This window comes from Eisenbergiella sp. OF01-20 (assembly GCF_003478085.1).
In the GTDB taxonomy this organism is placed as follows: domain Bacteria; phylum Bacillota; class Clostridia; order Lachnospirales; family Lachnospiraceae; genus Eisenbergiella.
Map to the genome: position 1 here is coordinate 686,414 of NZ_QUES01000001.1, position 19,197 is coordinate 705,610.

22 protein-coding genes are annotated in these 19,197 nt (G+C 45.2%); 2 read left to right on the forward strand and 20 right to left on the reverse strand.

The features are described from left to right. Window positions 1-17: 17 nt before the first annotated feature. Complete coding sequence (locus DXA36_RS03340; protein ID WP_118676442.1) at window positions 18-971, reverse strand: AraC family transcriptional regulator; 954 nt, start codon at window positions 969-971, stop codon at window positions 18-20. Between the two features lie 304 nt (window positions 972-1,275). Here DXA36_RS03340 and DXA36_RS03345 point away from each other — a divergent pair, with 304 nt between their 5' ends. Both DXA36_RS03345 and DXA36_RS03350 read left to right on the forward strand, forming a co-directional pair. Beyond that, window positions 1,276-2,529: a galactokinase gene (locus DXA36_RS03345; protein ID WP_118676212.1), complete on the forward strand. Its 1,254-nt coding sequence runs from the start codon at window positions 1,276-1,278 to the stop codon at window positions 2,527-2,529. 80 nt (window positions 2,530-2,609) lie between these two features. Further along, on the forward strand, window positions 2,610-3,236 hold the full coding sequence (locus DXA36_RS03350) for a DUF6320 domain-containing protein (protein WP_118676213.1): 627 nt from the start codon (window positions 2,610-2,612) through the stop codon (window positions 3,234-3,236). Window positions 3,237-3,243: 7 nt separating this feature from the next. Here DXA36_RS03350 and DXA36_RS03355 read toward each other — a convergent pair whose 3' ends face one another. The 19 genes from DXA36_RS03355 to mreD form a co-directional block, all read right to left on the reverse strand. After that, entirely contained in the window at window positions 3,244-3,597 is a 354-nt protein-coding gene (locus DXA36_RS03355; protein WP_118676444.1) for an MGMT family protein, read from the reverse strand. A gap of 23 nt (window positions 3,598-3,620) precedes the next feature. After that, a complete protein-coding gene (locus DXA36_RS33835; protein WP_279221536.1) occupies window positions 3,621-3,746 on the reverse strand; it encodes a hypothetical protein in 126 nt (41 codons plus the stop codon). A 203-nt stretch (window positions 3,747-3,949) separates the two neighbouring features. Continuing rightward, on the reverse strand, window positions 3,950-4,591 hold the full coding sequence (locus tag DXA36_RS03365; RefSeq protein WP_118676217.1) for a cytidylate kinase-like family protein: 642 nt from the start codon (window positions 4,589-4,591) through the stop codon (window positions 3,950-3,952). An 81-nt stretch (window positions 4,592-4,672) separates the two neighbouring features. Further along, a complete protein-coding gene (locus DXA36_RS03370; RefSeq protein ID WP_118676219.1) occupies window positions 4,673-5,218 on the reverse strand; it encodes a hypothetical protein in 546 nt (181 codons plus the stop codon). 105 nt (window positions 5,219-5,323) lie between these two features. Then, entirely contained in the window at window positions 5,324-6,250 is a 927-nt protein-coding gene (locus DXA36_RS03375) for an RluA family pseudouridine synthase (protein ID WP_118676222.1), read from the reverse strand. 10 nt (window positions 6,251-6,260) lie between these two features. After that, a complete protein-coding gene (gene lspA, locus DXA36_RS03380; RefSeq protein ID WP_118676224.1) occupies window positions 6,261-6,836 on the reverse strand; it encodes a signal peptidase II in 576 nt (191 codons plus the stop codon). Further along, the gene (aroB, locus tag DXA36_RS03385) at window positions 6,829-7,938 is read right to left on the reverse strand and encodes a 3-dehydroquinate synthase (RefSeq protein WP_118676226.1); all 1,110 of its coding nucleotides are present in this window, start codon (window positions 7,936-7,938) and stop codon (window positions 6,829-6,831) included. The genes lspA and aroB overlap by 8 nt, the downstream gene beginning before the upstream one ends. 96 nt (window positions 7,939-8,034) lie before the next feature. Next, window positions 8,035-8,541, reverse strand: coding sequence for a cell division protein SepF (locus DXA36_RS03390; RefSeq protein ID WP_118676228.1), 507 nt, complete (start codon window positions 8,539-8,541; stop codon window positions 8,035-8,037). A 37-nt stretch (window positions 8,542-8,578) separates the two neighbouring features. Further along, entirely contained in the window at window positions 8,579-9,277 is a 699-nt protein-coding gene (locus tag DXA36_RS03395) for a YggS family pyridoxal phosphate-dependent enzyme (protein ID WP_118676230.1), read from the reverse strand. A 22-nt stretch (window positions 9,278-9,299) separates the two neighbouring features. Next, window positions 9,300-10,724 carry an HlyD family efflux transporter periplasmic adaptor subunit gene (locus tag DXA36_RS03400; protein WP_118676446.1) on the reverse strand — a complete coding sequence of 475 codons (1,425 nt, stop codon included), beginning with the start codon at window positions 10,722-10,724 and terminating at the stop codon, window positions 9,300-9,302. A gap of 114 nt (window positions 10,725-10,838) precedes the next feature. Further along, window positions 10,839-11,258, reverse strand: a complete 420-nt coding sequence (locus DXA36_RS03405; protein ID WP_118676232.1) for a twitching motility protein PilT — start codon at window positions 11,256-11,258, stop codon at window positions 10,839-10,841. Between the two features lie 89 nt (window positions 11,259-11,347). After that, window positions 11,348-12,355, reverse strand: coding sequence for a D-alanyl-D-alanine carboxypeptidase family protein (locus DXA36_RS03410; RefSeq protein WP_243114556.1), 1,008 nt, complete (start codon window positions 12,353-12,355; stop codon window positions 11,348-11,350). Continuing rightward, the gene (locus DXA36_RS03415) at window positions 12,339-12,734 is read right to left on the reverse strand and encodes a methylglyoxal synthase (RefSeq protein ID WP_009252765.1); all 396 of its coding nucleotides are present in this window, start codon (window positions 12,732-12,734) and stop codon (window positions 12,339-12,341) included. The genes DXA36_RS03410 and DXA36_RS03415 overlap by 17 nt, the downstream gene beginning before the upstream one ends. Window positions 12,735-12,751: 17 nt before the next feature. Continuing rightward, complete coding sequence (locus DXA36_RS03420) at window positions 12,752-13,864, reverse strand: FtsW/RodA/SpoVE family cell cycle protein (RefSeq protein ID WP_118676234.1); 1,113 nt, start codon at window positions 13,862-13,864, stop codon at window positions 12,752-12,754. A gap of 87 nt (window positions 13,865-13,951) precedes the next feature. Further along, window positions 13,952-14,215, reverse strand: a complete 264-nt coding sequence (gene minE / locus DXA36_RS03425) for a cell division topological specificity factor MinE (protein WP_118676236.1) — start codon at window positions 14,213-14,215, stop codon at window positions 13,952-13,954. Further along, window positions 14,212-15,021 carry a septum site-determining protein MinD gene (gene minD, locus DXA36_RS03430; RefSeq protein WP_118676239.1) on the reverse strand — a complete coding sequence of 270 codons (810 nt, stop codon included), beginning with the start codon at window positions 15,019-15,021 and terminating at the stop codon, window positions 14,212-14,214. The genes minE and minD overlap by 4 nt, the downstream gene beginning before the upstream one ends. Before the next feature lie 48 nt (window positions 15,022-15,069). Beyond that, complete coding sequence (locus tag DXA36_RS03435) at window positions 15,070-15,753, reverse strand: septum site-determining protein MinC (RefSeq protein ID WP_118676241.1); 684 nt, start codon at window positions 15,751-15,753, stop codon at window positions 15,070-15,072. 46 nt (window positions 15,754-15,799) lie between these two features. Next, on the reverse strand, window positions 15,800-18,682 hold the full coding sequence (locus tag DXA36_RS03440; protein ID WP_118676243.1) for a penicillin-binding transpeptidase domain-containing protein: 2,883 nt from the start codon (window positions 18,680-18,682) through the stop codon (window positions 15,800-15,802). Beyond that, on the reverse strand, window positions 18,683-19,192 hold the full coding sequence (gene mreD / locus DXA36_RS03445) for a rod shape-determining protein MreD (RefSeq protein ID WP_118676245.1): 510 nt from the start codon (window positions 19,190-19,192) through the stop codon (window positions 18,683-18,685). Window positions 19,193-19,197: the final 5 nt, after the last annotated feature.

A 19,197-nucleotide genomic window follows, 5' to 3' on the forward strand; every position in this document is an offset into this window, starting at 1 on the left:
CTCATATATATACAACCTTATCGCTCATGATACCGTCTGCGGTACTCTCTTGGCGAACATCCCTTTATCCGGCGAAATACCTTGGAATAATAGTTGGAGTCCGTAAAACCAACCCGGAGGGCAATTTCCGTCAGAGTATCCTTTTCTGCCAGAACGTCCGGCAGACTCTGTTCGATTCGGTATTTTAAAAGGTAATCGAACAGGGATTCCTTCATGTAACTTTTAAATATTCTGCAGCATTCGCTTTTACATATATGAACATGGTGCGAAATTTCCTCCAGTTCCAGCTTTTGCGCATAATTTTCCTGGATATAAGAAAGCATCTGACGAATCCGTTCGTAATTTTTTTCATCCATGGAATGTTTTGCTGCCAAGGAATGCGTTGCCCCCTTCTCCTCTCCGTCCGTGCCTTCAGAGAGGCCATGCTTCAGCAGGATAAGCCATAAATGTAGAAGAAGCTCCTGTATCCTCACTTCATAAAAGGGCTGTTTTTCCTCATCTTCCTTTATGATTTGCCGGAGTCCCTCTACAAAATCATTATGCCAGCTTTGGGAACCATCAAAATGAACTGCAGCCAGGGTACTGGGACGGAGGAAAGGTTCTGTATATTTATTTTGGATAAGGCTTCCCTCGTATCCATAGAGAAGCCTGGGGGCGAAGGTAACGGAAATATATGCGCAGTCCTTTCCATCCGCCATATGGGCAGAATGCAGCGTGGAGGAATTACCGAACAAGGCATCTTTCTCCTTCATACAAAATTGCCGATCATTAATCTGGTATATCATGTTTCCTTTGGTTATCAGAGTCAACTCAATTTCCCTGTGCCAATGCCATAAAAAAGAGCCGGATTCATAACCGGAAAGCCTTTCATAGCTCACAAGAAAAGGAAACTGGTAACTTCCGTGTTCCTTCAGCTCCCGCTGAGAAGGGCCGGTTATAATCTGTGTTTTCCCGTTCTTTGCTTCCTTCATACAGCCCTCCTCTTCCCTCTTTCTGCCGGATAAAAACAGAATGCTCTTTGTTGAATACCGATGTTTCTTTATCAGGGATAACAAGCGTAACATAATAAAAGCGTAGCTTATTGTAAATAAGCGTACCATGTTTTATTGGAAATCGCAATTCCTATCTTCCTCACCAATAACACAAAACATAATATATTCCTTATAATCCGCATAATTTTTAAGGTATAACTTATTTTCAGGAGTATAATTAAAAATATCAGAGGCGCCGGAATAACAAAAAACTATAACACATTTTCGTGAAAGGAAAGAAAAAATGCCTGAGAATATGGAGAAATTAAAAAACAGTCTACACAAAATATATGGGGAAAGTGAAAAAAGTTACGCACGCTATACGGCGTTGGCACAGAAATACAGGGAATACTTTCAAAAAGAAGGAACAGAATATTTTACTTCTCCCGGCCGTATGGAGCTTATTGGTAACCATACGGATCACAATGGCGGAAAAGTCCTTGCGGCAAGTATTCAAATGGATACTATTGCCGCCGCATGGCCGAATCAGTCAGAAAAAGTGACCATCGTAAGTGAAGGCTATGATAAGCCTTTTGTACTTGATTTGGAGGATTTAGGGAGCATTTCCGTAAACAATGGGACTCTCGCCCTTCTGGCCGGGCTTTTCCGGGGCTGCCGGTCCTTTGGATTCCGTATACACGGATTTAACGCCTGTATCTCCACGAATGTTCTCAGCGCTGCCGGAGTCAGTTCCTCAGCCTCGTTTGAAATGCTCCTATGTGCTGTAATTAATTATTTCTTTAATGATAACAGAATGACCAGCATTGACTATGCCAAGATCGGCCGTTATGCAGAAAATCATTTCTGGAACAAGCAATCCGGATTAATGGATCAGCTGGCCTGTGCCGCCGGAGGAATGATCTTCCTGGATTTTTCCAATTCGGATTTCCCCTGTGTGGAAAAAACGGATCCTGCATTGATGCTGGAAGGCTATGACATTCTTCTTGTAAACACAGGAAAAGGGCATGGTGATTTAAGTGCGGAGTATTCCGACGTCCCTTTGGAGATGAAAAATGCGGCGAAACAGATGGGAAAGAATCTGTTATGCGAAGCCAAGCTTCCGCTTCTGTTGGATAAGCTTCCCGAGATCAGGGCACACTGCGGTGACCGCAGTTTCTTGCGTTCTCTTCATTTTTATGAAGAAAATGAAAGGGTGCAGACAGCAAAAGAAGCTATCAGGAATGGAAATACGGAGGAATTGCTGGCACTTATCGGAGATTCAGGAAATTCCTCCTGGAAGTACCTTCAAAACTGTTATACTCCATCCGATACCAGGGAGGAAAGTGTCTGTACCGCATTGGCGCTGACGGAGCTGTTCATAAAAAAAACGGGCCGGGGTACCTGCCGTGTGCACGGAGGCGGTTTTGCAGGAGTCATCCTCAGTATATTGCCGGCAGAAGCAACAGAGGAGTATATCCGCTATATGTCCCGTTTTACGGAAAAAGAGAATATCTTCCGGATTTCCCTGCGAAATACGGGAGCGGTACATGTAGAATAATTATCCAGGATATTGACGCTGGACATATGATGCATTAGACTGGAGATCAGTAAATACGATTAATGAATAAGGAGAAAAAAATGATCAAAACCAGTTCTCGTCATTCGGCCCGTACAATTTATCAGAGGATTATGCTGACCCTGTATGGGATTGCTCTTTTAACCTGCTTTATCTGCAATCTGGCCGTTTCCCATTCACTGTCCTGGTTTTTTATTGTATTCTGCTCCGTTGCCCTTGCTTTTTCTGTAACAAACTTGCCTTTACTTCTTCCCGGGCACAAGCTTCTGGGATCTGCTTTTGCGGTTACTGTGTTCCTATATCTTCTGCTTTATGTATGTAATCTCTATACCGGAGGAGGCTGGTTTGTCCGCTATGCCGTTCCGATTGCCTCTTTTTCAGTTGCTTTTGCCTGGCTTATGCTGTTAACCATAGCTGCCCGACGGATTAACTGGTTTTACAGATCGGCGGTGCTTTCGCTTCTTTCCGGAATCCTGATTCTTACACAGAATGTGTGGGTGAGTATGGTTATCGATGGAAGGCCGGAAAGCTTCGGGGCGTTTTTTCAGGCTCAGTTTTCGGAAAAAGGGGCCGGTTATATTGGAAATGCCATCCTGGCGGCCTGCTTTTTTATTTATTTTCTGATTGGGATTCTATTAGGGATTCTTGCCTCTGTACGGCACAGTGCAACGAAAAACAGGGCACATTAGAATATGTTCAGATCCCCAGCCTGCGGAAGCTTTCTTTCAGTGTAAGCGCTTCTTCCAGCGTGTTATGCCAGCCATATTTTTTTAAATCCACCCTGCCTTCCCTCACTTCCACGCCTTCTTCCTCCAACAGACATTTCTGCATATCTGGCGTATCAAAGGCAGGGGCTCCGGTAAGGAACCCCTGAGAATTAACAACACGGTGAGCCGGCAGATTTTTGCCGGCAAGTCCACGGTTCAATGCATATCCTACCTGTCTGGAATTCCCGGGCTTGCCGCAGAGAAGTGCCAGCTGCCCATAGGTTGCCACCCTCCCGCAGGGGATCGCTTCTCCTGCCAGGGCCAGTCTTTTGTAAAAATCTATCATATCCCTGTTATCCTTTGCTGTCAGTAAATGGTACCAAAATATAGGAGGCTTTTCCGTAACGCATGCGCACCCAGCAAATAAATCATAGTGCATGCCGTACCGATTCCGAAAAAGGTATAAAGCAGATAATTTTGTTTTTTTTCCATAATGTACTCCCGGATGAAAATAGGGTGAACTGGTTTACCTGCATTTATTATTCCCCGGTCTGGATGAAACATGTTTTATTTTGGAAGCCTAATTTTACCATTGGTTTACATAATTATATTATGTAAACCCAAGCGGCGTAATAAGAAAGAGAAGCCTCACTTATCAGGATCCGCTTCCCTTTCTTATTCTTCAGCACCAACATCTATGCGTTTGCGGTACCGCCATTCAAAGCTTCAAAATCTTCCACGATCTGGATTATCAGCTTCACTGTACCATCCACACCAAGTACGGTACTGTTCAGGCAGAAATCATAGCTGTCCGCACGGCCCCATTTCTTGGAGGAATAATAATTGTAATAGCTCTGACGCTGCTTATCCTTTTTCGTCATCATGTCACGGGCTTTGTCTTCGGTCAGATTGTATTTGCCCATAATACGCTTAATTTTTACATCCTCGTCGCCATAGATGAAAAGATTGATACAATTCTTGAAATCATGGAGAGCATAATCGGCACAGCGGCCTACGATAATACAAGGGCCCTCTTCCGCTACCTTCTTGATTGTGTCAAACTGGGCAAGAAATACCTTATGGCTGATTGGCATATCCATAAAGGAGGATGCGTTATACCCAAAGGAATAGGTATCCATAACCAGATTATAGAGGAAGGAGTTAGTAGGCCTCTCATCGTGGCTCTTAATCATCTCCTCACAAAAGCCGCTTTCCTTCGCCGCTCTTGTCAGAAGCTCCTTGTCTAAACATTTGATGCCAAAATATTCTGCTAACTTTTCGCCGATTTCTCGTCCGCCTGAGCCAAACTGACGGCCTATTGTAATGATTGTATTCATACAACTACCTCCTTTTTCAAGGTAAGCACGCTACCTTTTATAAATCTAATTATATATAAAAATTGTCAAAAATTCAATGTCTTATTTATTCAGGGCCAATCTTTCTTCTCCAAAAATATCCTGTAGAAGCGGGCGCTTCTTTTCAGCAGCCGGACTGCATGTGATTTTCCGGTCCTCCATGCTTACCAGCGCCAGCTGTCCCGTACAAAAACCTCTCAGTTTAAAACGGTACTCTTTTTCAAAAGAATACCGCTTCACCGCTTTTATGGTGTCTTTGTCCGGCGGATATTGGCTGATTAGTATGACAGTAAGGAAGCTGTACATGTGGTTTTTCTCCGGTACCCTGCAGTTCTTCAGCACCAGTACAGGCTCCATATAATCAGAAATAATTGTACGGGCTTCGTGTAACTGCGTCTGCATGATTTTGTCCGCAGTCAGGAACAATATATGTTCATAGCTGTGGGATGCCCATAAACCGGCGTTTTGTTCCAGTTTCCGCTCCTTGAGATCTGAAAAAAAGTATCCATATGCCGGATATTCCTTCCCGTCAATATAATAAGGCTTATATATGTCAAACGTTCCCTCATATTTTGACAGCAGCTTTTCCAGATATTGTGATTTTTCCATAGCAATCCCTCTTCCGTTTCTTTCTGCGGCAAGACGTCAGGTGCCGCATTCCTTGTCTATGGAAAAGCAGCATCCAAAACCTGCCGGGCCGTTATGTAAATCCTTTTATTTAGGAAGGACTTCCAGTAAGTGTAGGAAATATGCGGGCAGAGGCGCTGTTGTTTCCACATATTCCCCGGAGGACGGATGGATAAAACCAAGGGTCATGGCATGAAGTGTCTGCCCCTGCAGCGTCATGGCGGCCTTCGGCGGTTTCCGGTTCCCATATACCGTATCTCCCAGCAGCGGATGCCCAATGGAATCCATATGGACCCTGATCTGATGGGTCCTTCCGGTTTCCAGACAGCATTCAATGTAGGTAAAGGACCGGAAACGTTCCAGCACCTTTACATGAGTGATCGCTTCCTTTCCGTTCCGGACGCCGGCGGCCATCTTTTTCCTGTCCGTAGGATGTCTTCCGACAGGAGTGTTGATATCTATTTCCTCTTCCCGGATAACACCATGTACGATGGCCCGGTAACGGCGGACAATGGTATGTTCCTTTAACTGCGTTGCAATGGATAAGTGAGCTTTATCATTTTTACAGACAATCAGACTGCCTGTGGTATCACGGTCAATACGGTGGACAATACCGGGACGCAGAGTTCCGTTTATTCCGGAAAGGCTGCCGCGGCAATGATACATGACGGCATTCACCAGCGTACCGCTGTAGTGCCCCGCCGCCGGATGAACCACCATCCCTTTAGGCTTGTTTACCACCAGAACATCCTCATCTTCATAAAGAATATCCAGAGGAATGTCTTCCGCCCCGATATCCGGTTCAATGGCTTCAGGAAGGGTAAAGCAGATATCATCCTCCGCCTTCAGACGATAGTTGGCTTTTACGGGAGAGCCGTTGACCAGTACCTTTTCTTCTTTCAGCATTTTCTGGATAAAGGAACGCGACAAAGAATCGATAAGCGATGCCATATACTTATCGATTCTTTCCTCTTCATATTCTTCAGTTACCTGAAACCGAAACAGATCCGGCATACATTATCCCCTATTCTTCTTCTTTTTCTGCCGTTTCCTGCTTCTGCACGGCGCTTCTCCCGGATTTCCAGGAGAGGAAGCGGAAGTCCTCATCCTTATATTTATTGCTGAATAAAATCAGAATAGCCCCAACCACACAGGCGATGGAAACAAACATATCTGCGACATTAAAAATCGGAAAATCAATCAGGCTGATATAAATAAAATCCACAACATAATCCAGCCGGATGCGGTCTATCATATTCCCTACCGCTCCTACCGCCACACAGTCCAGCAGAATATGCAGAACCCGGTATTTGCCGTCGGAAGGCATTTTTACCAGGGCATAGATGACAGCAGCCAGAATGATGGGGGTTATGATAAGAAAGAAGATCTTCGCTCCCTGCATCATGCCGAAGGCCGCCCCCCGGTTTTCCAGATAACGCAGTTCAAGCACTCCGGGTATCAGGGAAATGGGGGCCTTTCCCTTTAGATGAACCACTGCCAGATGTTTGGTAAACTGGTCAAGCAGGATACCTGCGAGAATCAAAAAGATATCCGGCAGCCATATAATTTTCCTTGGAATATTCTGTTCCATTTTATTCATGCCCATCCTCTTCCATAAAATTAATTTCGTCTATCGCTGCCAGGATTTCTTCTTCCGTTACCGTGGTATCCAGCACAGCTTTGCCGATTTTTTGGAGAAGTACAAATTTAATATGTCCGGCTTCCATCTTTTTATCTGATTTCGTCAGCTCCAGGATCTGTCCCCTGTCCAAATTATCTACGGAAATCGGGAGATTGAATGGAACAAACATATCCCTGATTTCATAATATTCTTCCATGGGAAGGAGTTCTTTTTTCCAGGAAATAAAAGCGGCGGCCACACATCCAAGAGCCACACACTCCCCATGGGTAAGTGTGAAGCTGCTGGCTTTTTCCACTGCATGGCCAATGGTATGTCCTAAATTCAGCAGAGCCCGCTCCCCTTTTTCTGTGGGATCGTTTTCTACAATCTTGCGTTTGATGTCACAGCTTCGGCGTACCATCTCTTCCATGGCGTCAGGATCCCTGTCACAGATTTCATAGAGATTGGCAACCAGCCATTCGTAATATCTGGCATCCCTGATAAGCGCGGATTTCATAGCCTCTGCAAACCCGCTGTAATACTGGCGGGGCTCCAGCGTGGAAAGGGTGGAGAGGTTCATATAGACAAGCCTGGGCATATGAAATGCGCCGACCATATTTTTATATTGATCAAAATCAACGCCTGTTTTCCCGCCGATGCTGCTGTCAACCTGGGCAAGAAGAGTTGTGGGAATCTGTATAAAATCGATGCCGCGCAGATAAGTGGCGGCGGCAAACCCGGTTAAATCGCCGGTTACACCTCCCCCCAATGCGATAAGGCAGTCTTTTCTCGTATAATGCTTTTCTATCAGAAAGGAATACAGGGCCTTTACCGTATCCAGGCTTTTGTTTTCCTCCCCTGCCGGAAAAGTAAACACATCCGTGCCCGCGCATACGGAGGAAACTGTCTTTACGACCTCATCCCCATATAGAGCACCTACATTGGAGTCCGTAACAACACATATTTTTTTGTGTGATACATCCAGTGTATTCAGCTCTTCAGCCAATGCCTGGAAATCCCTTTCAAATACAATATCGTAGCAGGGCTTCTTCTGATAGGAAACCGTCATTCTTTCTGCCATTATGTCACCTCATTCACATGGTATTTTTTATCCTGTTTTCCGCCTAAAAAGCGCCGCCTCACGACGACGCTTCTGAAAACCGTTCTTCTTTTTTACTTAGCTGGAAAATCCCGGAACATCTACGGAGCCGCTGAAAATTTCCTGAAAATCACCTGAAATGTCCACGCTGGCCGGTGTGATAATAAATATGTACTGGGAAATCTTCTGCAGGTTTCCGCTGATTGCAAAGCAGGAACCCGAAGTAAAATCTATAATTCTCTGGGCAATATCCACATCCAGGCCTTCCAGATTCAGCACAACTGTCCGGTTGGCAAGCAATGTCTCCGTAATTTCTCTTGCGTCCTCTATACTTGTAGGCTTAATCACACATACCTCCATCCCGTTGCCGACAGTACGGCGGGGCTGTCTCATAGGAGTAACCTTAGGAGAGGTTTTCTTGGGCTTGTCCTCCTCCATAAAAGGTTCCGCTTTCGCTTTAGGTGTCATTTTTGAGATTTTCTCTACCGGTTCATCGTCGTCATAATAATCATCATCGTCGTAATCATCATACTCTTCATCGCCATTCAGCTTCATATAACTCAAAAACTTGTCCATTACACCCATCGTGCTCAATCTCCTTTATGATTACCCGGCAGATAACCTAATCCGTCACCTGATAGGATCTTTCACCAAATATTCCGGTTCCTACACGTATAAAGGTGGCGCCCTCTTCTATTGCCACCTCGTAATCCCCGGTCATTCCCATAGAAATATAATCCATACGTACATTATCAATGTTTTTGTTAGTTATGTCAACACATAACTTTTTCAAGGCGCTAAAAAATATCCTGTTATCCTCCGCATTTTCGACAAAAGGGGCGATTGTCATCAATCCTCTTACCTTCAGTCCGGGCAGACATGCGATCTCACGCACCAGTTCGGGTGTATCCTCCGGGGAAATCCCGAACTTGCTTTCTTCCCCTGCGGCATTTACTTCTATCAAAATATTGACGGTAACACCCTGCTTTACCGCTTCCCGGCTGATCTCTTCAGCCAGCCTGAGAGAATCCACACTGTGTATCATATATACCTTATCAACAATATATTTGACCTTATTCCTCTGGAGATGACCGATCATATGCCATCGGATATCGCCGGGCAGCTGTCCGGCCTTGTCCACCAGCTCCTGTACCTTATTTTCGCCGAAATCCCGCACACCCATGGCATATATTTCCTCAAGCATAGGAACCGGCTTCGTTTTGCTCACCGCTATGAGCGTAACATCACTCTCCGCTCTTCCTGCCCTGCAGCAGGCATTTTTCATATTCCTTTGTACCTGGTATAGATTTTCTTTCAGCATGTCAATCTCCTTTTGGATGAGGTCAATCGATAAATTCGTTTCCGGTTACGGTTTCCGCATCCAGGACAATACGATCAAAAGCGTTTAAACCGTAGGCCGTGTTGGATTTAATAATCGCATACTCATCATTTTGGGAAAGAATCTGGATTTCCTTGAAATCCGCATAACCCTTGTTTATATTATACACACCAATGAGAGTGGCGCTCCGGGATATGGTATACTTATCCGTGGAATCCGGCTTGACCAGGTTATTTCCCAGCTCCAGCACGGAATTGTCAATATAATAATCATCTTCCGTTTCAAAATAGATAGAGGTGGCGATAAATTCCGTGGTAACCTCTCCATTTTCCGTATACGTTTCCTTGAGGACACCGTTTTCACTGCTGTTTCCTTTTGTGACATATTCCTTGGGTACCAGGAAAAATTCTTTTTCCGCAATGGCGGAATTCGGCACCTTCAGTCCCTGCTCGTCCTTAGTGACAAGTTCAATGTCAATGTAGCGGTCCGTGCAGAAGGAAATCATGGAATTGTTGAAATCCAGCTTAACGTATGTATATCCATCTTCATTATTAAGTACATTCACCTTCGCCCAGGAAGTACATTGGTTTTTCAGGAAGCGTACCTGCACATATTCCTCTTCCAGAAGCTCCTGTGCCCTCTCGGGGTCGGACTGGATGACAATGGACCAGTTTTCGTCCGTAGCCAGTTTATACAGGGTATCACCGGAAGCCACCAGTTCATTGTTAATCAGCTGTTTCTTCGTATAATTTTCCTTGTCGAACATATCCTGGGTAATCTGGTCCGCCGTAAGGCTTTCATAGCCGTCCGTGGAATAAACCACGATACCGGAAACCGGAGCACTGCACAAGGATATGAGGGATGTCCCCGAACCGTTCAGTGACTGTAAATCCTGAAGCACATTGATGTTAGCCAGTTTCAGGGCCGTACCTTCAAGAGAATACTTAAAATCATATACCCCCGAAAACTGTTTCTTGTCGAAACCACCCATATAGCCTGTGATCTCGCTTTTGATATCCGACAGATTGCTGTCCGACAGCTGGGTATCTTCCGCTTTTCCGGCATCGAACAGCTCTTTCAGCTGCCCGCTCTCATCGATGCTGCACACAAGCTTCCCGAACCCAACCCGTTCTCCTTCCCGGGCGTAATAATTAATATAACCGGAGTCATCGCTTGTAACTATAGTTTCATCACGCAGTGCAATTCCCTGGTAAACGTTCCCTATGGAAAGAGAACCATTTTTCACTTCGTATCCCATTATATGCTTTTGTGTAAAATATAGAAAAACACAGATAACTACATATACGAAAATGACACTAAAAATAATAATCCCAAGATTAATATTCAGCGGTCTTCTGTATTGTCTGATTTTTCTATTGGAAGAACCGTTTCCGCGGGATGTTCCGCTTCCGTTTTCTCTGACAGCCAATCCACATACCTCCGGGTAAAAAACGATACAAATGATGCCAATTCTTGCCGGTACTCCATCCGGCCAATGCATTAAAAAGCCCCGGAAAGCATCCGAGGCTCTTTTCCTTTATTTTTAAAGAGATACAATAATCTTCGATTTCAGGCTTTCCGGCAAATCTTGTTCATCAAGGGAAATGCTGAGGATGAAATCAACCTGGAACATTTCGCTGATTTTTTCCAATTTAGTGATAACAGGAAGGATATCACCATCTTCGAGATGGGCAATCTTCAGGAAGCTGTCCAAAAACATTTTCTCAAGATCCCGATCCTGAGAAACAATACCACAGATAAAACCTAAAAATTCTGAACTGTTTTCCACCATGAATTCACTTACATCAATCAGCCTGACTTTGTTATTCAGTTCATACATATGCTTCGTACTTTTGTCCAAATAGACAATATTTCCGGAGACTTCTTTTACTTCGGTGTTTACTTTATCCAATAATTGTTTTGTCTTGCCTTTCCCCTTCTTGCCTACGATTAACTGAACCATTGTAATCCCTCCTAAAGTAAATTGGCGTTTATAAGCGCCTTTTAGATATGATATTATTATAGTTGATATCTGTTTAAAAAACAACCTTTTTAATGAATAACATTCAAAAGCTCTGTCATCTCCGTATAGAGGATCGGTTTCTCTTTGGAACGCAGAATTACGGAAATATAGGGATTACCAGAGGTATCTTTACTGAGCAGAATCAGGCAGTTCCCGGCCGCGCTGGTCGTCCCGGTTTTACCGCCGATAATGGTAACCTGCTCCGGGGCCTTGTAATTGCCGTTCAGATACTGGTTTGTCGTTTTCAGGGACATGGATTTGGAATTCCCGTCTTTATCCATATATACCGTTTCATAGCTTGTCATATGAATGATTTCGTTAATCAGATCTTTTTTTAATGCCTCATTAAAGATTAGATAGAGATCATAAGCTGTTACGTAATGGTTGTCCGCAGTCAGTCCGTGGGGATTTACAAAATGGCTGTTCGTGGCGCCTATCGCCACAGCCTCTTTATTCATCATCTCAGCGAAACCTTCTATGCTTCCGCCGATATGGACTGCTATTGCCGCCGCCGCATCATTGGCGGAATGGATAAGAAGCGCATGCAGCGCCTGATTCAGTGTGAGCTGATCCCCTGTCTTTAAGCCGCACAGCACGGCTCCGGACTCTGTTATGTTGGCCTCGTCGGTAACCGTTATCATATCATCCGGATTCCCGTATTTAAGAGCGACCAGGGCAGTCATTATTTTGGTAAGACTGGCCGGCTGAAGCCTTTCGTGGACATTCTTGGCATACATTACGTTATTTTTGTTAAGATCAAAAAGCCCGGCGGCCGTAGCCTCCGACATATCCACCGTATCGATTTCCGTTCCCACATCTCCTGTTACCACACAGAGATCATCGGCAAAGGAGTCCGCCACAACACTGGAAACTTCATTGACCACACGATAACTGGACACTTCATAATCCGGGTCATAAGCAAAGGGCAGCTCCTCTTTTCCGCAGCCGGTCAGGGCTCCTGCCGACAGGATAACTATCAGGCAGACAGCCGCAGCCTTGGAACGAATTCTAAATTTTTGCTTATTTGTACATTTCACGCCATTCCAAATCCCCTCTGTCAAGTGATTTGATTAACAGTTCAGCTGTCGCAAGATTGGTCGCCAATGGAATATTATGGATATCGCACAGACGAACCACATTGTTTACATCCGGTTCGTGAGACTTGGGTGTAAGCGGATCCCTCAGGAAAATGACCAAATCGATCTGATTATGCTCAATCTGGGCACCTATCTGCTGTTCGCCTCCCAGATGACCGGCCAGAAATTTGTGGACGTTCAGGTTGGTCACCTCTTCTATCAGCCTTCCTGTTGTACCCGTGGCAAAAAGTACATTTTTGGTTAAAATCCCTCTGTAAGCGATACAAAAATTCTGCATCAGCTTCTTCTTTGCGTCATGCGCAATCAATGCAATATTCATAGCAACCTTCTCCTATACTAGTATAAATTTTTTCTCTGCAATCGCACATTCAGTACAAATCCCATACCGATAAACAGGCTGACAAGGGACGTCAGGCCATTGCTTACAAACGGCAGCGGGATTCCTGTATTAGGCATAATCATTGTGGTTACCGCTATGTTCATAAAGCTCTGGAAACCTATTACAGCGGCCATTCCGGAGGCGATAATCATTCCGGCGGTATCCTTTGCAGTCCTTGCTATGCAGATGCACTCAAGAGCTATGAGCATCAACAGCACAATCACCGCACAGGAACCCACAAAACCCATCTCTTCCCCGATTACGGCAAATATGAAATCCGTCTCCGGTTCTGAAATAAAATTGCCATTTTTTACTGATGCTATTACATTATTATTCAGGCCTTTCCCCCATAATTGGCCTGAACCAATCGCCATCACTGAATTGAGCTGCTGATAAGCCTCGGCATCCGCATATTTTTCCGGGTTAAGCCATGCCAGGATACGGGTCAGCTGATAATTCTGAATCAACTGCTGTCCCGGCTGCATTACCAAATAAAAAGCAACCGCCAGCGACGGAACAATTACAGCCAAAACGCCTCCTATAATCTTGTAATTCAAACCGCCCACAAACATCAGTACGCAGAAAAGAATACAATACAGAATCGTGGTGGACAGGTTCGGCTCTTTGTATACAAGGATAATAGCCGGCAGCATCAATCCCACACACAGGATAAGTATTTTGAATGTATTCAACTTCTCCTTATACTTCATAATAAACTGTGCATAGAATAAAATCAATAATATTTTTGCAATTTCTGATGGTTGGAACTGAAACAGGTGGGGAATATTAATCCATCTTGTTGCCCCGTTTACCTTTTCTCCCCAGATTAAAACAGCGATTAGCATACCGATGGAAAAAATATAATAAAACCAGTAAAGCCTCAGCAGCTGGGAATAGTCGATCAATGATATGATAATCATAATGACCATTCCCATTGCAACACCGGCAATCTGCCTTTCCTGCAGAGATTCCTTCGCGCTGCCCACCGCCATAATACCGATGATGGATATGGCAAGAACCAGCAGAACCAGCTTGAAGTCGTAATTCCTTAATTTGTATCTTTTCAGCATTCTTTCCTCCAACTGCGACAGCAGTCTGCGCCTGAGCACTTTCCGCCCGGAGCTTTTTTAAGCTCTTGGCGGCAACGCATGTAAAAACTAATTATGAAGGTCCAGAATGGGGATATCCGCGTACAGGGTAGGATTTTTACCTCTTCCCCGCGCCGTGGATTTGCTGATCTGTATCTCCATATTGTTTGTATCTATCTTCATGTATTTGGATATGACTTTTGCAATATCCTGCTTGATCATTTCAAGCATTTCAGGCGAACAGCCCGCCCGATCGGAAATCAGCAGTATTTTCAGTCTGTCCTTGGCAATTTCCCTGGAAGTTTTCTTTTTGAATAAATTTGGTAATCTCATGATATCCGCCCCTCCTGACTCTTATGAAAGATTCCGGTAAACCTTGCCCACAAGGAGACCGGATGTTCCAGATCCAGGAATGGCACTTCCTTTCCCAGGACTCTGAGGCAGATATTCTGATAAGCTTGTCCCGCCAGCGTATTGTTCCCTACAAGAGGCTCTCCCTGGTTTGTGGCAATAACCACGTTCTCATCATCAGGTACTATGCCGATAAGAGGAATGGAAAGGATATCCACCACATCCTCCGGCGTCATCATATCCCCGCGCTTTACCATATCGAAGCGCATACGGTTGATGACCAGTTCAATCTGGCTGAATTCATGTGCTTCCAGCAGCCCTACAATGCGGTCTGCATCGCGGATGGCGGAGACCTCCGGGGTAGTCACCACCAGAGCATGATCCGCTCCGGCTATAGCGTTCTTGAACCCCTGTTCAATGCCTGCAGGACAGTCCAGTATAATATAATCAAACTGCTCCTTAAGATGATCGATTAATTTAATCATCTGGCTTTCATTGACGGCTGTTTTATCCCTAGTTTGTGCGGAAGGGAGCAAATACAGGCTGCTGTATCTTTTGTCTTTAATCAGGGCCTGCTTCACCCTGCAGTTTCCTTCCACCACATCCACCAGATTATATACAATCCGGTTTTCCAGTCCCATAACCACATCCAGGTTGCGAAGGCCTATATCGGTATCGATTAAGACAACCTTCTTTCCCATGGCGGCGAGACCTGTGCCCACATTTGCAGATGTGGTTGTTTTACCCACACCGCCTTTTCCTGATGTAACTACAATTACTTCACTCATGCAAATACCTCCGGTTAGAAATATTTGTTCCCTGAGCGCTCCTGGAACTTACTGAACGTTCAGTAATTCATTCGTAATTGGTTTCAGGATTATGCGTTCTTTTTCCACATAAGCCGTCTGCGGCTGTATTTTAGGAGAATGGCCCGCGTAGCGTGTCAAACGTTGTTTTTCATTGGTAATATATTTGAAATCCCCGATTTTGATTTTTTGCGGGGCCATTTCAAGCGCTGCCACATAATGTCCGGGCCGGCCGTTTCCGCCTGCGTAAGCATTCCCCCGCAGGCTTCCCAGCACAACAATATCCCCGGCGGCAATCACACTGGAACCGGGATTTACATCCCCCAGCACAATAATGCTGGATTCCGTTTCCAGGATCTGCCCCTTTCGCAGGGTCCCCCGGTAGAATTGTCCCACGGATTCCTCTTCTTCCCTTTTTCGCCGGTAAGCTTCCAGAGCTTTGCCGTAAATACGGCTTTTCTCTTCATCTTCCCCAACAATACAGGTTATATTTAAATGGGAATTCACCCGGACGGCTTCTATCAGGCGGTCCTCCTCCTCAAAGGATAAATCCCGCCCTTCAAAAGAAACCGCCACAGTGGCATCCCTGAAGAATTCTTTCGATTCTTTAAACTTGTCCGCCACTTCTTCCAGCAGCTGTTCAAATTCCATATTGCCGTCCAGATACAGGGTAATCCCATTCCGGAAGCTTTTTACAATTACCGCATTTTTCATATCTGCTCCTGTCCCGATAGCTTCTGACAATTCCTGACGGAATCCGTTAATCTCCGGTATTGGTAACAGCTTCCAGATGGCTGGCCGTACCGCCCAGGATCTCTTCCTCATTATCCGGATTGAAATAATACTGCATTACCTTACAGGATATCTGTGCAGCATAGTCGGAAGCATATCCGTTACCGATTCTGGTTGCAATGGCTATTTCCGGGTTGTCATAAGGCGCATACCCCACGAAAAGAGCATGGGCGGGGCGCAGCTTATTCTCATCTGCCGTACCTGTCTTACCTGCGGCAAATACGCCTGCATCGCCAAAATACTTCTTATTTTCCACGACACCTCTCATACCGCTGTGAATGGCATCCCAGTATGCGGTAGGCATCTCTATGGTATTACGGACCTCAGGAGTAAAATCCTCCAAAAGGTTTCCGTTGCGGTCAGTCACACGATCCAGCAGGCTCAAATTATAACAGGTACCGCTGTTTGCCACGGTCGCCACATATCTGGCAAGCCCTACTGTTGTATAGTTATGCTCCCCCTGTCCGATTGCTGACTGGGACGGGTTTACCATGGAAAACTGCGGGGTGGATTCTTCGATTTCTATTCCTGATTTTTCCGTCAGCCCATAAAGGTCCGCATATTCCCGCATCCGGTTATTGGCGAGTTCAAAATTGGTACCGCTTTCCGAATCCCCGGAAAGGCCGAAACGGTAACCCATTTCATAGAAGAAATAGTTACAGGAATGGGTCAGGGCCTGGGATACATTCAGATTCCCATGACCGTAGATATTCCAGCACCTGAAAACAGCATCGGAATAACGGGTAAAGCTTCCCACACAGTCCACCGTACTTCTGGTATCAACGATTCCTTCCATCAGGGCGGCTGAGGCAACCACCATTTTGTAGGTGGATCCGGGTGCACTCCGCATCTGTGTGGCATAATCCCACAGAGGCAGGGACAAATCGTTCTGCAGGCTGGCATAATAATCGGCATCAATGCCGTTGGCCAGCTTATTATTGTCATAACTCGGATAGCTGACAAGCGCCAGCACTTCTCCGGTATTCGGATCCACGATAACACAGGAGCCGGAAAAAGGATCCAGAGCCAGCTGGGCAGGCGTAATCTGAAGGTTTTCAATCAGACTGCGCATAAAGGTATAGGCGGAGACGCTGCCGTTTTCCAGACCCGCTTTCTCCTCTTCGGAAACAGATACAAGCCCCTGTTCCAGAAGCACCAGACATATCTGCCTGCCATTGATGGAATTATCGCGGATCATATATTTATACAGCTTCTTATGAAATGCCGTTTTGTCCAGTTCCAGGCTGATATATTCCACAAGCCTGTCAAATACTTCCGAGGAATCCGCATACTGGGTATCCATATCCAGCCTGCTCACGTCCACCCAGTTCCGGGAGATGGCGTATTCCAGAAATTCACTTAAGGAAATACTCTCTTCCTCCGACCAGGCCTTATAGGTTTCATCTTTGCTGTCTACCGAAAGCACTTTGGTATCGTTAATCAGAAGATTGGTCACAATGTAGCTTTCATAACTCTGGTATTCCTCAGACAGCTGGTTATAAGGGGTTCTCCCGTTATAAAGTTCTTCGGTAAGCCAGTTCCAAACCTGTTCTTTTTTCCGTAAAAAAGCCTGCTGAACCGCACGTTCATTTACCCCCGCTTCACCGGCGGACAGATGCTCCAGGCTGATTACGTTGTTATTGAACAAAGCGAAATAAACATCGTCAATAGGAATCTTGATTGTAGAGGCTTTTTGATTAGGCCCCAGCTTGAATTCCTTAATATTCTCTATCTTATCCAGAAGCAGGCCGGCAATACTCCGTTCCAGAATATTATAAACCGCTTCCTGCAAATCGGCATCCAGTGTGAGATATACATCATTTCCGGCAACCGGATCCACCCGGCCCTCCGAATCGATTTCTTTGCCCAGGTTATCCACATAAATGGTTTCACTGCCTTTTTCCCCCTGGAGATAGGTTTCCATAACCTTTTCGATTCCGGATTTACCTACCGTATCGTTCATCTCATAACGTTCCGGTTCCTCCTCCCCCCGGCTTGTCTCCTCATTCAGGCTCTTGAGTTCCTCCGAGGAAATTTTTCCGGTATAGCCGATGATATGGGAAAAATAAGTTCCGTTTATATAGCGCCTTATAGTATCCTCCGCGATATCGATCCCAAGAAGCTCTTCGTTGTTTTCTTTAATGGCGGCTACCGTTTTTTCACTTACGTCCGTGGCTATGGTTGTGGGTATGTATTTCTGAAAGCTGTTTGCTTTCATGGCATAGCGGATCGTAATCAGCTTAAGGACTTCCGCCTTTGTATACCCTTTGCCGGGTACAAAGGTATCCTTGTCATCAGGATCCGTCCTTTCCCCGATCTCATAGGTTTTCGCCATGGAATCGATCACATCCTGGGGCGTTGCATTTTTTTCTTTTTCCTTCAGGCTGTCAATGGAGGCATATCCGTAGACATCCGCCAGGAAACGCAGCAGTTTCGTATCCGATACGCTGAAGGCATATTCCCCGTTTTTATCCAGGTAGATATTAAAATCACTGATAATACTGTCACCGTTGCTTTCAATAATATGAATGGTTTCCAGCAGGGTGGCATTCAGATTTTTGTTTTTATTCTTGTTTGATTCATACACATCTTCTATCGTTACGGAATAAGCCAGATCATTATAAGCAAGCAGCTTTCCGTTCCTGTCGAATATCTGTCCCCTGGAACTGGAAATGGAACGTTCCTTTTTTATCTTCAGGGAAAATTCATTCAGATAATTTTCTCCGTTGACAATCTGCAGGACAAAAACCCTGTGAATCAGGGCCCCGCCCATGAGAAGTACAACAAGAGTGAGTACGATCAGCCTGGAATTTATGAAGTTGACAAAATTATCTCTGAATCTCTCAAACAATTATTCATTACTCCTTCTTTCCGCAGCTTCCAGTTTTTTATGTATCAACAGGAGAAGCGGATATACAACAAAAGCAATTACAATCGTATACACGGTTTCCGGCAGAATGACATGGAGGAAATAATATCCGATATCCAGCCTGTTCCTCAGAAGGAACAAAAGCACGTAGCATACGAAATTATAGCCGATATCACTTACTAAAATCAGAATCAACGGCAGTTTGATATCCTCCGGATAAAACATCCTCTGGAACGTGCCGTTGAGAAAACCTACCATCATATAGAGCAGCGCATAAAACCCAATGACATCCCCGCTGAAAATATCCACCAGCAGGCCGCAGAAAAAACCGATAAGCAGGCCGTTCTTTTCCCCGTTCATAAAACCGCAGGATGCGACGAGAATGATAAGCAGGTTCGGCATGATGCTGCTGAATGCAGCTGCCGGAAGGACGCTGGTCTGCAGGATAAAGCAGGATAACACCAGAAGGATCGAGATTAGAATCCTTTTCATCAAAT

What these genes read in the sequence shown, in the direction of transcription:
- DXA36_RS03340 (WP_118676442.1), bottom strand. Translation starts at nt 971, where the DNA reads ATGAAGGAAGCAAAGAACGGGAAAACACAGATTATAACCGGCCCTTCT.
- DXA36_RS03345 (WP_118676212.1), top strand. Translation starts at nt 1,276, where the DNA reads ATGCCTGAGAATATGGAGAAATTAAAAAACAGTCTACACAAAATATAT.
- DXA36_RS03350 (WP_118676213.1), top strand. Translation starts at nt 2,610, where the DNA reads ATGATCAAAACCAGTTCTCGTCATTCGGCCCGTACAATTTATCAGAGG.
- DXA36_RS33835 (WP_279221536.1), bottom strand. Translation starts at nt 3,746, where the DNA reads ATGGAAAAAAAACAAAATTATCTGCTTTATACCTTTTTCGGAATCGGT.
- DXA36_RS03365 (WP_118676217.1), bottom strand. Translation starts at nt 4,591, where the DNA reads ATGAATACAATCATTACAATAGGCCGTCAGTTTGGCTCAGGCGGACGA.
- DXA36_RS03370 (WP_118676219.1), bottom strand. Translation starts at nt 5,218, where the DNA reads ATGGAAAAATCACAATATCTGGAAAAGCTGCTGTCAAAATATGAGGGA.
- DXA36_RS03375 (WP_118676222.1), bottom strand. Translation starts at nt 6,250, where the DNA reads ATGCCGGATCTGTTTCGGTTTCAGGTAACTGAAGAATATGAAGAGGAA.
- lspA (WP_118676224.1), bottom strand. Translation starts at nt 6,836, where the DNA reads ATGAATAAAATGGAACAGAATATTCCAAGGAAAATTATATGGCTGCCG.
- aroB (WP_118676226.1), bottom strand. Translation starts at nt 7,938, where the DNA reads ATGGCAGAAAGAATGACGGTTTCCTATCAGAAGAAGCCCTGCTACGAT.
- DXA36_RS03390 (WP_118676228.1), bottom strand. Translation starts at nt 8,541, where the DNA reads ATGGGTGTAATGGACAAGTTTTTGAGTTATATGAAGCTGAATGGCGAT.
- DXA36_RS03395 (WP_118676230.1), bottom strand. Translation starts at nt 9,277, where the DNA reads ATGCTGAAAGAAAATCTATACCAGGTACAAAGGAATATGAAAAATGCC.
- DXA36_RS03405 (WP_118676232.1), bottom strand. Translation starts at nt 11,258, where the DNA reads ATGGTTCAGTTAATCGTAGGCAAGAAGGGGAAAGGCAAGACAAAACAA.
- DXA36_RS03415 (WP_009252765.1), bottom strand. Translation starts at nt 12,734, where the DNA reads ATGAATATTGCATTGATTGCGCATGACGCAAAGAAGAAGCTGATGCAG.
- DXA36_RS03420 (WP_118676234.1), bottom strand. Translation starts at nt 13,864, where the DNA reads ATGCTGAAAAGATACAAATTAAGGAATTACGACTTCAAGCTGGTTCTG.
- minE (WP_118676236.1), bottom strand. Translation starts at nt 14,215, where the DNA reads ATGAGATTACCAAATTTATTCAAAAAGAAAACTTCCAGGGAAATTGCC.
- minD (WP_118676239.1), bottom strand. Translation starts at nt 15,021, where the DNA reads ATGAGTGAAGTAATTGTAGTTACATCAGGAAAAGGCGGTGTGGGTAAA.
- DXA36_RS03435 (WP_118676241.1), bottom strand. Translation starts at nt 15,753, where the DNA reads ATGAAAAATGCGGTAATTGTAAAAAGCTTCCGGAATGGGATTACCCTG.
- mreD (WP_118676245.1), bottom strand. Translation starts at nt 19,192, where the DNA reads ATGAAAAGGATTCTAATCTCGATCCTTCTGGTGTTATCCTGCTTTATC.